The 14,560-nt window shown below is 63.6% G+C and carries 7 protein-coding genes; 3 read left to right on the forward strand and 4 right to left on the reverse strand.

Annotated features, from left to right (window positions below):
• Positions 1–100: 100 nt before the first annotated feature.
• The 4 genes from glgB to B0G73_RS17780 form a co-directional block, all read right to left on the reverse strand.
• Complete coding sequence (gene glgB, locus B0G73_RS17765) at positions 101–2,311, reverse strand: 1,4-alpha-glucan branching protein GlgB (RefSeq protein ID WP_106282628.1); 2,211 nt, start codon at positions 2,309–2,311, stop codon at positions 101–103.
• Positions 2,304–5,768, reverse strand: coding sequence for a maltose alpha-D-glucosyltransferase (gene treS / locus B0G73_RS17770; protein WP_106282629.1), 3,465 nt, complete (start codon positions 5,766–5,768; stop codon positions 2,304–2,306). Before treS ends, glgB begins: the two co-directional genes overlap by 8 nt.
• Positions 5,765–9,208, reverse strand: a complete 3,444-nt coding sequence (locus tag B0G73_RS17775; RefSeq protein ID WP_106282630.1) for an alpha-1,4-glucan--maltose-1-phosphate maltosyltransferase — start codon at positions 9,206–9,208, stop codon at positions 5,765–5,767. Before B0G73_RS17775 ends, treS begins: the two co-directional genes overlap by 4 nt.
• A gap of 466 nt (positions 9,209–9,674) precedes the next feature.
• Positions 9,675–10,337, reverse strand: coding sequence for a DUF1345 domain-containing protein (locus tag B0G73_RS17780; RefSeq protein ID WP_106282631.1), 663 nt, complete (start codon positions 10,335–10,337; stop codon positions 9,675–9,677).
• 361 nt (positions 10,338–10,698) lie between these two features.
• Between B0G73_RS17780 and B0G73_RS17785 the strand changes: the two genes are divergently transcribed.
• The 3 genes from B0G73_RS17785 to B0G73_RS17795 all read left to right on the forward strand — a co-directional run bounded on the left by B0G73_RS17785 (position 10,699) and on the right by B0G73_RS17795 (position 14,463).
• The gene (locus tag B0G73_RS17785; protein ID WP_181196572.1) at positions 10,699–11,292 is read left to right on the forward strand and encodes a sugar dehydrogenase complex small subunit; all 594 of its coding nucleotides are present in this window, start codon (positions 10,699–10,701) and stop codon (positions 11,290–11,292) included.
• Positions 11,293–11,417: 125 nt separating this feature from the next.
• Complete coding sequence (locus B0G73_RS17790) at positions 11,418–13,019, forward strand: GMC family oxidoreductase (RefSeq protein WP_106282632.1); 1,602 nt, start codon at positions 11,418–11,420, stop codon at positions 13,017–13,019.
• Positions 13,020–13,038: 19 nt separating this feature from the next.
• Positions 13,039–14,463 (forward strand): cytochrome c, encoded by a 1,425-nt coding sequence (locus tag B0G73_RS17795; protein ID WP_106282633.1) that lies wholly within the window; start codon positions 13,039–13,041, stop codon positions 14,461–14,463.
• Positions 14,464–14,560: the final 97 nt, after the last annotated feature.

A 14,560-nucleotide genomic window follows, 5' to 3' on the forward strand; every position in this document is an offset into this window, starting at 1 on the left:
CCTTGTTCTGATTGTTGAACGCGATCGTGGGTCTTCATGCAACGAGCGCGCGGCGCGAAGAATTCGCATGCCGCGCGCTCGCTTCACCGCCCGTCCTTCTCTAGTCCGCGCGCAATACGATCGTTGCAAGCGGCGGCAGCGTTAGCGAAGCGGAATGCGGCCAGCCGTGACTCGATTGTTCGTCGGTATGGATCAGGCCACCGTTGCCCATGTTCGACCCGCCATACACGCCGGCGTCCGTATTGAGCACTTCCGACCAGCGTCCGCCGCGCGGCATGCCGATCCGGTAACCGACCCGCGGCACCGGTGTCATATTGCAGACTACGACCAGTTCGCGGCCGGCGCCATCGGTGCGGCGATAGGCGAACACGCTGTTGCCGCTGTCGTCGCCGATCAGCCACTCGAAGCCGCCCGGCTCGCAATCGAGCAGATACAGCGCGGGCTCTTCGCTATACAGCCGGTTCAGGTCGCGCACCAGCTTTTGCACGCCATGGTGGTTCGGATCGTCGAGCAGATGCCAATGCGGCGACGTATCGTGGTCGAACTCCGCCAACTGGCCGAATTCGCCGCCCATGAATAGCAGCTTCTTGCCGGGATGCGTCCACATGAAGCCGAAATACGCGCGCAGGTTGGCGAACTTCTGCCACCTGTCGCCGGGCATCTTGCCGAGCAGCGAGCCCTTGCCGTGCACCACTTCGTCGTGCGAGAGCGGCAGCACGAAGCGCTCCGAGTACGCGTACACCATCCCGAACGTCAGCATGTGGTGATGGTATTGGCGGTAGACCGGATCTTCCTCCATGTAGTGCAGCGTATCGTGCATCCAGCCCATGTTCCACTTGAACTGGAAGCCGAGACCACCGTCTTCGACGCGCGCCGTCACGCCCGGCCATGCGGTCGATTCCTCGGCGATCGTGATCGCGCCTGGCACGCCTGGCACATAACCGACTTCGTGATTCAGGCGCTTGAGGAACGCAATCGATTCGAGGTTTTCGCGGCCGCCGTAAATATTCGGCACCCACTCGTCGGCGGCGCGCGAATAGTCGCGATACAACATCGACGCGACCGCGTCCACGCGCAGACCGTCAACGTGATAGCGCTTCAGCCACGCCAGCCCCGAAGCAACCAGGAACGCGCTCACCTCGTTGCGGCCGAGGTTGTAGATCATCGTGTTCCAGTCCTGGTGATAGCCTTCGCGTGGGTCCGCGTGCTCGTAGAGCGGCGTACCGTCGAAGTCGATCAGACCATGAGCGTCGTTCGGAAAGTGCGCCGGCACCCAGTCGAGAATCACGCCGAGTCCCGCTTCATGCGCCTTGTCGACGAATCTCGCGAACTGTTCGGGCTTGCCGAAGCGCGCCGACGGCGCGAACTGCCCGAGCGGCTGATAACCCCACGAACCGCCGAACGGGTGCTCGGCAATCGGCATGAACTCCACGTGCGTGAAGCCCATGCTTTTCACGTACGGAATCATGCGTTCCGCGAGTTCATCCCAATCAAGCCCGCGCTGACCTTGTTCCGCGACGCGCAGCCAGGACTCGGCATGCGCTTCGTAGATCGAGATTGGCGAGCGCGGCGTCTGCTTGCCGGCGCGCGACTGGATCCATTCGTGATCGGTCCACGGAAACTGCTCGATCTCGTCGACATGCGCGACGATGGACGCGGTGCCCGGCGGCTTCTCCGTTTGCATCGCGCAAGGATCGGCCTTCAGAGGTAACGGATGACCATCGCGCGAGAGCAGCTCGTATTTGTAGCGCGTACCCGGCCCGACACGCGGCACGAATAATTCCCACACGCCGGCCTGATGCCGCAGCCGCATCGGATGACGCCGGCCGTCCCATGCATTGAAGTCGCCCACCACCGAAACGCGCCGTGCGTTCGGCGCCCACACGGCGAAGCGCACGCCCGGCACGCCGTCGAATTCCATCGGGCGAGCGCCGAGACATTCAAGCACCGCATAGGGATCGCCGCCGGCGAGCCGGCCAAGCGGCTCGTCGCCGAGAACCGGACCGAACGAATACGTGTCCTCGATTTCCTGCACCACGCCATGCCAGTCGATCCGCAAACGGTACGGCGCCGCAGTCGTGACGCGGCCGGCAAACAGCCCCGGCCGCACTTGCTCGAGTTCGCCGAGCAGCGCACCGTCGGCACGCGCAATCACGCTGACATGCGCGGCGTTCGGCAACAGCGCGCGTACCACGGGGCCGGCGTCCGTCTGATGCATCCCGAGTTGCGAGAAAGGATCGGGGTGGCGCGCTTCGACGAGCGCGTCGATCTCGAGCGGTTGGAGGCCTACGGCCGGATCATGCTCACTCATAGTCGCCCTCGGCCGGATTAGGCGGTGTGGCGGCGCCTGGCGCCTGGGTTGATGAATGGTGGCTGGGCGCACCGGTGTCGCCGAGCAATCGGCTGGTGAGCGCGGCAAGGCCGCGTACCGGCAAACTGAGCCACGTCGGACGGTTGGCCGCTTCGTAACGGATTTCGTAGGCGGCTTTTTCGATCAGGAACAGATCGAGCAAGGCCTGTTCGGCTTCGGGCGCGACGAGCGGCGTCGACGCTTGCGCGGCAGCCGCGCGATACTCGCTGAGGAACGTTTCGGTGGCATGCACGCGGAAACGGTCGAACAGCGCGCGCTTGCGATCGGCGGTCTGTTGCGGCGCGGCCTCCGTGGTGGACTGCGCCGCCGCGCTCGCATACGACAGCGAACGCATCAAGCCGGCCACGTCACGCAGCGGGCTCGATTTCTGACGACGTTCTTCAAGCGTGCGTGCGGGCTCGCCCTCGAAGTCGATCAGGAATGCGTCGCCCTGCGCGACCAGTACCTGGCCGAGGTGGAAGTCGCCATGAATGCGGATGCGCAGTGCGCCCGCGTCGGCGGAAACCAGCTTGTCGACGGCGGCTACCAGTTCCTTGCGCCGGTCAATCAAACTTTGCGCCAGCGCCTTGGTTTCCGGATCGCTCATCTGCTCGATGCGCGGCGCGAGCAAATCGAGCGCGCTGGCGAGCATGGCCTGCGTGCCGTCCACCCATGCCTTCACCTGCTCCGCGCCGGCCGCTTCCGGCGCGAACGCCGGGTCGTCCGTCGGCGAGGCGAGCGCCACGTGCAGTTCGCCCAGCCGTCTGCCGATCGTGCCGGCCAACGCGCTGTAGCCTTCCAGCAAAATTGATTCGTTGGTGCGGTCCGGCGCCGATTGCGCTTCGGTATCGACAGCGATGGCGAGTTCGTCCACCGAGCGGCGCAGATAATCGAGCGACCAGTTCCACGCGTCGCCCTGATTCTCGATATAACCTTGCAGGATACAAAGCGTGTGCGGCACGCCTTCGGGATCGACGCGCACCACTTCGCCATACAGCGGCGCGGTATTCGCATAACCCAATTGCGTGAGGTAGCGGCTGATTTCGGCTTCCGGATGAATGCCGCTCACGAGACGACGCACCAGCTTCAGCACGACTGCGTCGGCGATGATCAGCGAACTGTTGCTCTGCTCAGCGGCGAGCCAGCGGATCTCCGGCCGTTCGCCGAGTCCTTCGAGTTCGGCGAAACGCTCGGTCGGCAGGAACTTGATTTCGCTCTTCTGCACGGTGGGCACGACGGCGCGTTCGCGCAATTTGCGCATCACGCCGTGCGCGAAGATCGGCAAGGCGAAAGCATCCGTCAGATGCCCCACGTTGCGGCCGCGCCGCACGCGCGCGAAGGCCAGTTGCTTGAACAGCGGGAAAGTGGTTTCGCCGCCCCACGTGATGGCGATCGGCACCACGTAGCGCTCGGTGTGACCGCCCACGTCCGCTTCGATTTCGGTGAAGGCGAAGCCGCCGTGCGGAATCGTGGTCAATGCCGCGAGCCGCACTGCATTGAGCTTCTGATCCTTCGACGCAAACCAGCGGCGCCGGCTCAGCCACGAAGGCAGCACTTCCGATTCGAGCAGACGTACGTTTTCCGGCGTCGGACCGACCTGGCCTTCGCGGATCACGATCGTGACGAATTCCGGCAGCGATTCCGAATGGGCCTGTGCCCATGTCGGACGTTGCCCGCCCGGACATAGCATGAACCACAGGAAGCCGTACGGCGGGAATGTCAGCAGATAAGTCAGTTGGCCGATGGCCGGGAACACGGAGTCCGCGGTCATTTCGATCGGCACCGAACCGTTGAACTCGGACAGATCGAGCTCCACCGCTTGCGGCGCGCGCGACAGATTCGCCACGCACAGGATCGGCGGCTCGCCGGGCATTTCACGCAGATACGCGAGAATCTTGCGGTTTTCCGGCTTCAGGAAGCGGATCGTGCCGCGCCCGAAAGTCTGCTTCGCGCGGCGCGTGGCGAGCATGCGGCGGGTCCAGTTCAGCAGCGAATGCGGGTCGCGGCTCTGCGCCTCCACGTTCACCGCGTCGAAACCGTATAACGAGCCCATGACCGGCGGCAGCACCAGTTGCTCAGGGTCGGCGCGTGAGAATCCGCCGTTGCGATCGGATGACCACTGCATCGGCGTACGCACGCCGTCGCGGTCGCCCAGGTGGATGTTGTCGCCCATGCCGAGTTCGTCGCCGTAATAGATCACGGGTGTGCCGGGCATGGAAAGCAGCAGCGAATTGATCAGTTCGATACGGCGGCGGTCGCGCTCCATCAACGGCGCGAGGCGGCGGCGAATGCCGAGATTCAAACGGGCGCGGCGGTCGCTCGCGTAGGTGTTCCACAAATAGTCGCGCTCGGAATCCGTGACCATTTCCAGCGTCAGCTCGTCGTGATTGCGCAGGAAAATCGCCCACTGGTTCGTTGCTGCGAGGTCCGGCGTTTGCCGCATGATGTCGGTGATCGGGAAACGGTCTTCGCTCGCAATCGACATGTAGATGCGCGGCATCAGCGGGAAGTGGAACGCCATGTGGCATTCGTCTTCGTCGCCGAAATATTCCTTCACGTCTTCCGGCCACTGGTTCGCTTCGGCTAGCAGCATCCGGTTCGGATACTCGGCGTCGATGGTGGCGCGGATCTTCTTCAGGATCGCGTGGGTTTCCGGCAGGTTCTCGTTGTTCGTGCCTTCACGCTCCACGAGATACGGCACCGCGTCGAGCCGCAGCCCGTCGATGCCCATATCGAGCCAGAAGCGCATGACCTGCAGCACTTCTTTCAGCACGGCCGGATTGTCGAAATTCAGATCGGGCTGATGCGAGTAAAAACGATGCCAGTAGTACGCGCCCGCCACCGGATCGTGCGTCCAGTTGGACGGCTCGGAGTCGATAAAGATGATCCGCGTTTCCTGGTACTTCTGATCCGTGTCGGACCACACGTAGTAGTTGCGGTGGTTCGAGCCCGGCTTCGCGCGGCGCGCGCGCTGAAACCACGGATGCTGATCCGACGTATGGTTGATGACCAGTTCGGTAATCACGCGAATACCGCGTGCGTGCGCTTCCTGAATGAAGCGTTTCACGTCGGCGATCTGACCGTAGTCGGGGTGCACGCTGCGATAATCGGCGATGTCGTAGCCGTCGTCGCGTCGCGGCGACGGATAGAACGGCAGCAGCCAGATCGCGTTCACACCGAGTTCGGCGATGTAGTCGAGCTTCGCGATCAGGCCGGGAAAATCGCCCACGCCGTCGTTATTCGCGTCGAAGAACGACTTGATGTGCACCTGATAGATGATCGCGTCTTTGTACCAGAGCGGATCGTCGCTCAACGCTGCGGGCTTGCCGCGCCGATTGGTGCGCGGCCTGGCCGTGTTGCCGGGAGCATTGCCCACCGGTGACTGTGTGGTGGTTTGAGCTGGGTCGTCACGCTTCATATCGCACCTTCCGTTGAGGTTGGGTTGCCAGCGTCTGCGTGATAGTCGCTGTCGGCTTCATCGGGCCGTTCGGCGGGCAGGCCGCCGAGCGGCGCGATGCGCCAGATCGAGAACGGCTGGCCCGACCCGAGCTGAACGTGCTGCCAGCGGCCGTGCCATTCGAAGCGGGCGCCGGTCATCTGGTCGGTGACTTCCAGCGGGCCATGATCGTGCAGATTCCATTTCTGGAAAGTCTCCCACGACAATTCGATATCCGCGCCCTGTTCGTTGAACGGGTCGAGATTGATTGCGACGAGGATCACGTTGTCGCGCGCTTCGGTCGCCTTTTCGAAGAACAGGATGTGATCGTTATGCGCGGGCAGGAATGTCAGGCCGAGATGCGTTTGCAGCGCCGGGTTCGCGCGGCGAATCCGGTTCAGCGCCGTAATCTCGGGGACGATGTTGCCGGGCCGGTTCCAGTCCCACGCGCGCAACTGGTACTTCTCGGAGTCGAGATATTCCTCGCTGTTCGGCAGGGCGGCGGCCTCGCATAGCTCGAAACCACTATACACGCCCCACAAACCGGCCAGTGTCGAAGCGAGCGCGGCGCGAATCAGAAAGCCCGTGCGTCCCTGCGATTGCAAATGCCGCGGGTTGATATCCGGCGTATTGACGAAGAAGTTCGGCCGGTACGAATCACGCGCGCCTGTTTGCGTGAGCTCGGTCATGTACTCGATGAAATCGCGCTTGGATTCCCGCCACGTGAAGTACGTGTACGACTGCGAGAAACCGATCTTGCCGAGCCGGTTCATCATGCGCGGGCGCGTGAAGGCTTCGGCGAGGAAGATCGTGTCGGGATAGCGTGCCCGTACATCGGCGATTACCCACTCCCAGAACGGTAGCGGCTTGGTGTGCGGATTGTCGATGCGGAAAATGTGCACGCCCGCTTCGATCCAGAACAGGAAGACGTCGCGCAGCGCGAGCCACAAATCGGGCTTGGCGTCGTGCGCATAGAAGTCGGGATTGACGATGTCCTGATACTTCTTCGGCGGATTCTCCGCGTAACGCAGCGTGCCGTCGGGGCGCCACGCGAACCACGTCGGATGCTCCTTCAGCCACGGATGATCCGGCGAACATTGCACCGCGAAGTCGAGCGCGATTTCCAGGCCGTGCGCGTGCGCGGCGGCGAGCATCGCCTTGAAGTCGTCGAGCGTGCCGAGTTGCGGATGCACGGCCGTATGGCCGCCTTCGACGCCGCCGATAGCATACGGGCTGCCGACGTCGCCCGGCTGCGCCGTCAGCGTATTGTTACGGCCTTTGCGATTCGCCACGCCGATCGGGTGAATCGGCGGGAAATACAGCACGTCGAAACCCATGTCGCGAATGCGCGGCAGTTTGGCTGTGACGTCGGCGAAAGTGCCGTGGCGCGATTCGTCGTCACTCATCGAGCGCGGGAAGATTTCGTACCAGCTAGCGAAGCACGCGGCGGTGCGATCGGCGTCGATCTTGTAGATGACCGGATCGCGGCTCAGGAACGGCCGGTGGCGCGCGGCGGTCATCGCCTTCGCCGTGGTCGGCGAGAGCAGCAGCGCGAGCTTCGTCTCCGCGTCGGCCTTGGTGAAGAGCTTGACGATATGTTCGAGCGGTTCAATGAGCGTCCCTTCCGAGGTTTCGACCTCGGCGAGTACGAGCGCGAACAGATGCGACGCTTCGTCGAGTTCGAGTTCGACGGTTTGTCCCGCCTTCAGCTTCTTCTGCACGTGCTCGACCAGCGAAGCGAAGTCGTCGCGCCATGCGATCACGGTGAATTCGTGACGGCCCATGCGGTCGAGCGGGATGCGCGCTTTCCAGATATCGAGGCCGGCGGGTTGGGCCGGTTCCATCAGCACTTCGTGCCAGGCGGTTTCGTCGGCGGCGCGCCAGATCACGGCGGCGGCGATCTTGTCGTGACCTTCGGCGAAGATCGCGGCGGTGATTTCCGCGCGTTCGCCCACGCTACGCTTGGCCGCGAAGCGGCCGTTGTCGACCGAGGGCGTCACGCTCTCAATGGCCACGCGCGGCGCGCTCAACGCCTCGACTACGGTCTTGCGGCCGCTGCGCTTGCTGTTCGGTTTGTCGATGGGCGGCGCGAGGCGGATCGGCTTCTCCGTGACCGCGCGAAACAGACGGACCGCGCCAGGTGCGAGTGTGAATGGCGTGAGCGTGGCGGGTGAGGCGCTGGCGGGCGCGTCGAGCGGCACGAAGCGCGTGAAGTTGCCGGGCACGCCCGCGAGGAAGCGCGCGGGATCGACGCGTACCGGTGCGCCGAGTTCGGGATTGATCGCGATCAGGATGGCTTCGTCGGCGTGGCGCAAGTCGGGCTGATCGGCGCGCAGCAATATCGCGGCCGGTGCGCCGGGTCCGCTGAGCGGGCGCAACTCACCGTTGGCGTGCAGCGTTTTCGATTTACTCGCCACCAGGTTCACATGCGTGATGGCTTCAGTGAGATCGAACTTTTTCGCCTGGGCGGCGCGGGCGAACTGCGCAGCGTCGCCGCGTGTTTGCGACATGGGCTCGGCGATACCGTACTCGAAACCCATCGGCATCATCCAGCCCGTGCCGATCGAAGCCGAGGTAAACAGCGCGCGCCGGTAAGCCCGCTCGACGATGGCGGCGTCGTGCACATCGGTCAGTTCGGCGGCGAGACGAGTGCCGTACGGCGCTTCAGGAAAGCCGATCGGCGCGGCGATGCGCGCGAGCGCGGCATGCTCCTCGACCATCCAGCTTGCGCGGAAGTCCCACCAGCGCACCGACGAGAACACGCTGTCGAAGCCGGCGCCTTGCAGGCCGAGCAGATCGTCACGCGCCAGGCCAGGCGTGGCGGCGAGAAAACGCACCTCAGGATGCTGCGCGCGGACCGCGTCGCCCAACTGCCGCCAGACGGCGGCCGGCACGCGATGCGGCGAATCGAAGCGGAACCCGCCCACGCCGGCCTCGGCGAGCGCCAGCAATTGCTGCGTCCACCAGCCGACCAGCGCGGCACTGCTACCGGCCTCGTTGAAGTTCGCATACGCGACGTTGTCCTCGCGATGCACATGGCGCGGATCGAGCCGCGCCTCCTCAGATTCGAAGGGATGGAACCAGTCGGCATGTTCGGCGTACAGCGCGCCGTCCGCGGCCATCCGGTCGATCACCAGATCGGCCAGCAAGGTCAGGCCGTTCTGCTTCGCCGCGTTCGCAAGCGTGCGAATCGCCTCGGTGGCCGACTGCTGTTGGGTTTCGAATACCGGATGCAGGCGGGCGTGGTTGCCGACCACCTGTCCGTGGCCGGCCTGTCCAGGCTCGAAGAGGCTGCCGATCAGCGCGTGATCGAAGCCCAGCGCGGCTGCGTGCGCGAACTGCGCTGGCCACGCATCGAGCGGCCCGACCAGAAGTGAATGAAAAAAGTAAATCCGCGGCGCGTACCCGTTTCGAGGTTCCATCGGTGGTTTCCAGATTCGTCCTGCTGCGGTGTGGATGCAGTTGGCATGCGATCACAGCGCTCATTGGGCTTCCAGAGCCGGATACCGCGCGATGCATAAAGCGAAGGCGCGTACTGGTCAATGTAGTGCAAAGATCGTCACGCCGCTGGCCAGTAAAGGGTGCTTTGACGCCAGGCGTCGATTGCGCGGGCCGGCCAGATCGCTTCGGGAGACGCAGCAAACGCTGTGCCAGTACGGCTCGAACGGGAGCGACGGAGAGGGGAGCGTACGCCTCGCAGTAAGCTTCCGAAGGAGGCGCAAAAAAGGCGCGAGGCGCCACCAGACATCGAATGGACGGCCGCCGCGTGTAAAACGGGCGACCGCGGTCCGGGATTTACACGTGACGCGTCAGAGGCGGGGCGATGACCGCAAAAGGCGGAGCTTCATAGAGGAGGGGTGTTCGCCAGTTCGCGTTGTGTCGGCAGTATTACGAGCCGAGCAAACCCGCCGCGATGTTCACGCACAAACCCAGCACAGCCACGTTGAAGTAGAACGAGAGGACGGATTGCGCGAGCGCCGCGCGGCGGAACGAACGCGAGCGCAACGCCACGTCCGACGTTTGCGAGGCGACGGCGATAGTGAACGAAAAATACAGAAAATCCCAATAGTCCGGCTGGAGCGCCTTGTCGGGAAACAGTAGCGGCGTTTCCTTTGCTTCGAGATCGTAGTAAAGCCGCGCATAGTGCAGCGTGAAGATGGTCGGGATCAGGAACCATGCGCCGAACAGCGTGAGCCCGGTCAGCACGTAGTGCCAAACGGTGGAAGCGCCTGCCGTCCCCTTGACCGAGGCCAGTTCCATCACGATGGCGGCAATACTCGCGATGGTCGCCATACAGATCACGATCAGCACCACGCCGGCGTTCTCGTCGTCGCGACGGGCGAATTCGCGCACGCGGCCTTCGTCGGCGACGGCCATGTGCACCCAGATCATCGCCAGATAACTCCAGACGGCTGCGTCCCAGCCGGCCAGCACGCGGACCATCGGACGTGTATGCGCGGGCACGAGCACCGCGGCGATGATGCCGAGCGCAAGGCCGACCAGCATGCGCGGTCGATTACGAAGAACCTGTGGGTAGTATTTGGTGAGCATGGAATGTAGGGGTGTCGGGCTCTCAGTGTCGCGGATTCTACCCGCGCCGGGTCCATCATTTGTCGAATGGACGGGTCACAGGCTATAGTCTTTCGCAACGCCCTTGCGCGCCGCTTTCAGTTGAAAGGCGATTGGCAGGCGGCCCGTCTTTTTTTGCCACGCATGCCATGCCGTGCATGCGGTTTCATACGGATGTCATCAGCACCGCGTCGCTCAGTTCGCACCGGGTACGCGCTTGCTCATAAAAGACCGCTCAAGCGGCGCTTAGACCAGGTTTGGGGTAGAGATCGACGCCACGCGCGAATGGCATCACGCCACGGTCGCGAGGCACGTTGAGAATCACTCACCATCTGGAGTCTCCATGACAGATGTACCCAAGAACAATGATGCGCGCCACGAAGCGACGCATCCAGCAGAGTTGTCGCCGTCAGCATCGGTTTCCGCCTCGCGCAGAGCATGGGTGCTCGGCGCATGCGCGGCGGCCGCTACGCTCGCGTTCGCCGGCGCCGGCCGCTCGCTTTCGTGGATCGCCCCGGCGTTTGCGGACACGCCCGCAGGCGGCGGCCTCGACGCTTTCCTCGCACTCTCGCAGCGCCTCACCGGCCGTACGGGCTTCGATGCCTCGCTCGGCAAACGCGTCTACGATGCCCTCGTCAAATCCGACAGTCAGTTCACGCAGAACGTCGGCGCGCTCAACACATGGCTGCAGGGCCATGGCGGCGTACCGTCCGATACCGTGACGCAGGCTTTGCAAGTCGACCAGCCGGCGCTCGCCAAAACCGTGAGCGCGATCATGCGCGCGTGGTATCTCGGCCTCGTCGGCGACATGCCGCATGTGGACGTGGTCGCTTACGAAAAAGCGTTGATGTTCGAGCCCGTCAAGGACGTGCTCACGATTCCGTCCTATTGCCGGGACGTGCCGTTCTACTGGACGAAGAAACCGCTGAGCGCATAAAGACATTCCTCTCGCGCGTGCCGCATCGCTTGATTGAATCATTCGACGCAGCGCCGGTACGCGAATACAGCAAGCACAAACAGGCAGCACAACAGGCAGCACAGCAAGCCTGCAAGAGGGCAACAATGGCAAACTCAAATTCCGCCGACATCGTCGTGGTCGGTTCGGGCGTGGCTGGCGGACTGGTCGCGCATCAGATGGCGCTCGCCGGCGCGTCGGTGATTCTGCTCGAAGCCGGGCCACGCATTCCGCGTTGGCAGATCGTCGAGAACTTCCGCAACTCGCCGGTCAAGTCGGACTTCGCGACACCGTATCCATCCACACCTTACGCGCCGCATCCCGAGTACGCGCCCGCCAACAATTATCTGATCCAGAAAGGTGACTATCCATATAGCTCGCAGTATCTGCGGCTGGTCGGCGGCACGACCTGGCATTGGGCCGCGGCCGCCTGGCGGCTGTTGCCCTCGGACTTCCAGTTGCACAAGCTGTATGGCGTGGGACGCGACTGGCCGTATCCGTATGAAACGCTGGAGCCGTGGTATTCGGCGGCAGAAGTGCAACTCGGCGTGTCCGGCCCGGGCAGTTCGATCGATCTCGGTTCGCCGCGCTCGAAGCCGTATCCGATGAACCCGCTTCCGCTCTCGTACATGGATCAGCGTTTCAGCGACGTGCTCAATGCGCAAGGCTTCAAGGTCGTGCCCGAGCCGGTGGCGCGCAACAGCCGTCCGTACGATGCGCGGCCTACCTGCTGCGGCAATAACAACTGCATGCCGATCTGCCCGATCGCCGCGATGTACAACGGCGTCGTGCATGCGGAGAAAGCCGAACAGGCCGGCGCGAAACTGATTCCGGAAGCGGTGGTGTATCGCGTCGAAGCGGACAACAAAGGTCTGATTACGGCCGTCCACTACAAGGACCCGAACGGCAACAGCACGCGCGTGACCGGCAAACTGTTCGTGCTTGCCGCGAACGGCATCGAAACGCCGAAGCTGATGCTGATGTCGACATCCGATAAATTCCCGCACGGCGTCGGCAACAGTTCCGACCACGTGGGCCGCAACCTGATGGACCATCCGGGCACGGGTGTCACGTTCCTCGCCAATGAACCGTTGTGGCCCGGACGCGGACCGATGGAGATGACCTCGATCGTCAACTTTCGCGATGGCGCGTTTCGCTCGGACTACGCCGCGAAGAAGCTGCATCTCTCGAACGGCGTGCCCACGATGAGCGTGGCCGCCGCGCTGCTCAAGCAAGGTCTGACCGGCGCCGAACTCGACCGGCAGATACGCGACCGCGCGGCGCGCACGCTGAATATCAACAGCTTCCACGAGCATCTGGCCGAGCCGCAGAACCGCGTGGTGCCGTCGGCGGATCACAAGGATTCGCTCGGCATTCCGCAGCCGGAAATCTATTACTCGATCAACGACTACGTGAAGAAAAGCGCGGCCAACACGCACGAACTGTATGCGCAGATCGCCGCGCTGTTCGGCGGCGCCGAGGTCACTTTCGACGACACCTTCGCGCCGAACAATCACATCATGGGCACCACGATCATGGGTAGCGATCCGGCGGATTCGGTCGTCGATGCGGACTGCCGCACGCACGACCACTCCAATCTGTTCATCGCCAGCAGCGGTGTGATGCCGACCGCGGCGTCGGTGAATTGCACGCTGACGATCGCGGCTTTGTCGCTGAAGCTGGCCGACAAGCTCAAGCATGAAATCTGAGCGTGAACGGAGAGCCACAATGACGAAGAACACCTCCCGCGCGCAGCGGCTCGAGGCGCTGGCGCAGAAGGCCCACCGCCGCCATCTCCGGGTCGCGACGCTGGCCGCGATTTTTTCGCTGTTCGCGCTGTATGTCGCCTGGTATGAGGCACACGGCCCCGGCACACAGCGCAACGATGAATTGCCGATCACCCAGGCCCGCGCCGACGACGCCGCGCAAGCGGTCAGCGGCGCGGCCTTGCCGGTGACGGCGGCCGGCAGCGACCTGGTCAAGCGCGGCGAATACCTCGCGCGCGCCGGCGATTGCATGGCGTGCCATACCGCGGACAAAGCGCGGCCTTTCGCGGGCGGCCTGCCGATCAGCACGCCGTTCGGCACTATCGTGACGCCGAATATCACGCCCGATCCGGACACAGGCATCGGTCAATGGACCGACGCCGATTTTCTGCGCGCCATGCATGAGGGCATCGGCAAAGGCGGCGAGCGCCTCTATCCGGCCTTCCCATATGCGGAGTACACCAAGGTCACCGAGCAGGACGTGCTGGCTATTCGCGCGTATCTGAACACCCTCACGCCGATCCACTACACGCCGCCCGGCAATAGCCTGAATTTCCCGTTCAATCAACGCTGGCTGATGGTGTTCTGGAACCTGTTCAATTTCACCGAGGGCCGTTTCGTGCCCGATCCCCGGCAAAGCGCCGAATGGAATCGCGGCGCGTATCTGGTGCAAGGGCTTGCGCATTGCGAGGAATGCCATACGCCGCGCAATTTCACTCAGGGTTTGAAGTCGAGCGCGCGTTTCGCCGGCGCGGTGCAGGCCGGCTGGCACGCGTACAACATCACGTCCGACAAGAACAGCGGTGTGGGCAACTGGAGCGACGACGAACTGATGTCGTATCTGTCGACCGGTGCGGCGCCGGGCCGCGCCAATGCAGCCGGTCCGATGGCCGAAGTGGTCACCGACAGCACGCAATATCTGACGCGTGAAGACCTCGGCTCGATCGTCGCGTATCTGCGCGCGGTGCCGCCGATCAGCGGCGGCGAATCGCGGCCGCGCGACCAGTGGGGCAATCCCGCCGACGACGTGACGGCGCTGCGCGGCACCGCTGTCCACGCCGTGAACGGTGCGCAACTGTTCGTCGCCAATTGCGCGAGCTGCCATGGCTGGACCGGCCAAGGCGTTGGCGCGAGCGCGCCGGGGGCGTATCCGTCGTTGATTCACAACTCGGCTGTGGGCGCGAGCGATTCCAACAATCTGGCGATGGTGATTCTGCACGGCGTCACGCGTACGACGAAACAGGCCGACGTGCTGATGCCCGCATTCGCCAATCAACTCAATGATGAACAGGTGGCCGCCATCACCAACTATGTGACCAAACACTTCGGCAATCCGCAGTCCACCGTGACGGCCGATCAAGTCGGCAAATTGCGAACTCACCAATAGTGACCACGCGAACGGCTGTTTCCGGTAAAGCCTGCCGGAAACACGTCGCTTTGGCGTTAATTTGCGTCATTTCAGGCCGCTGCGGCGCCAGGAAACG

The organism is Paraburkholderia sp. BL25I1N1, from assembly GCF_003002025.1.
GTDB lineage: Bacteria > Pseudomonadota > Gammaproteobacteria > Burkholderiales > Burkholderiaceae > Paraburkholderia.

Coding starts and splice junctions, on each gene's coding strand:
- glgB (WP_106282628.1), bottom strand. CDS start 2,311: ATGAGTGAGCATGATCCGGCCGTAGGCCTCCAACCGCTCGAGATCGAC.
- treS (WP_106282629.1), bottom strand. CDS start 5,768: ATGAAGCGTGACGACCCAGCTCAAACCACCACACAGTCACCGGTGGGC.
- B0G73_RS17775 (WP_106282630.1), bottom strand. CDS start 9,208: ATGGAACCTCGAAACGGGTACGCGCCGCGGATTTACTTTTTTCATTCA.
- B0G73_RS17780 (WP_106282631.1), bottom strand. CDS start 10,337: ATGCTCACCAAATACTACCCACAGGTTCTTCGTAATCGACCGCGCATG.
- B0G73_RS17785 (WP_181196572.1), top strand. CDS start 10,699: ATGACAGATGTACCCAAGAACAATGATGCGCGCCACGAAGCGACGCAT.
- B0G73_RS17790 (WP_106282632.1), top strand. CDS start 11,418: ATGGCAAACTCAAATTCCGCCGACATCGTCGTGGTCGGTTCGGGCGTG.
- B0G73_RS17795 (WP_106282633.1), top strand. CDS start 13,039: ATGACGAAGAACACCTCCCGCGCGCAGCGGCTCGAGGCGCTGGCGCAG.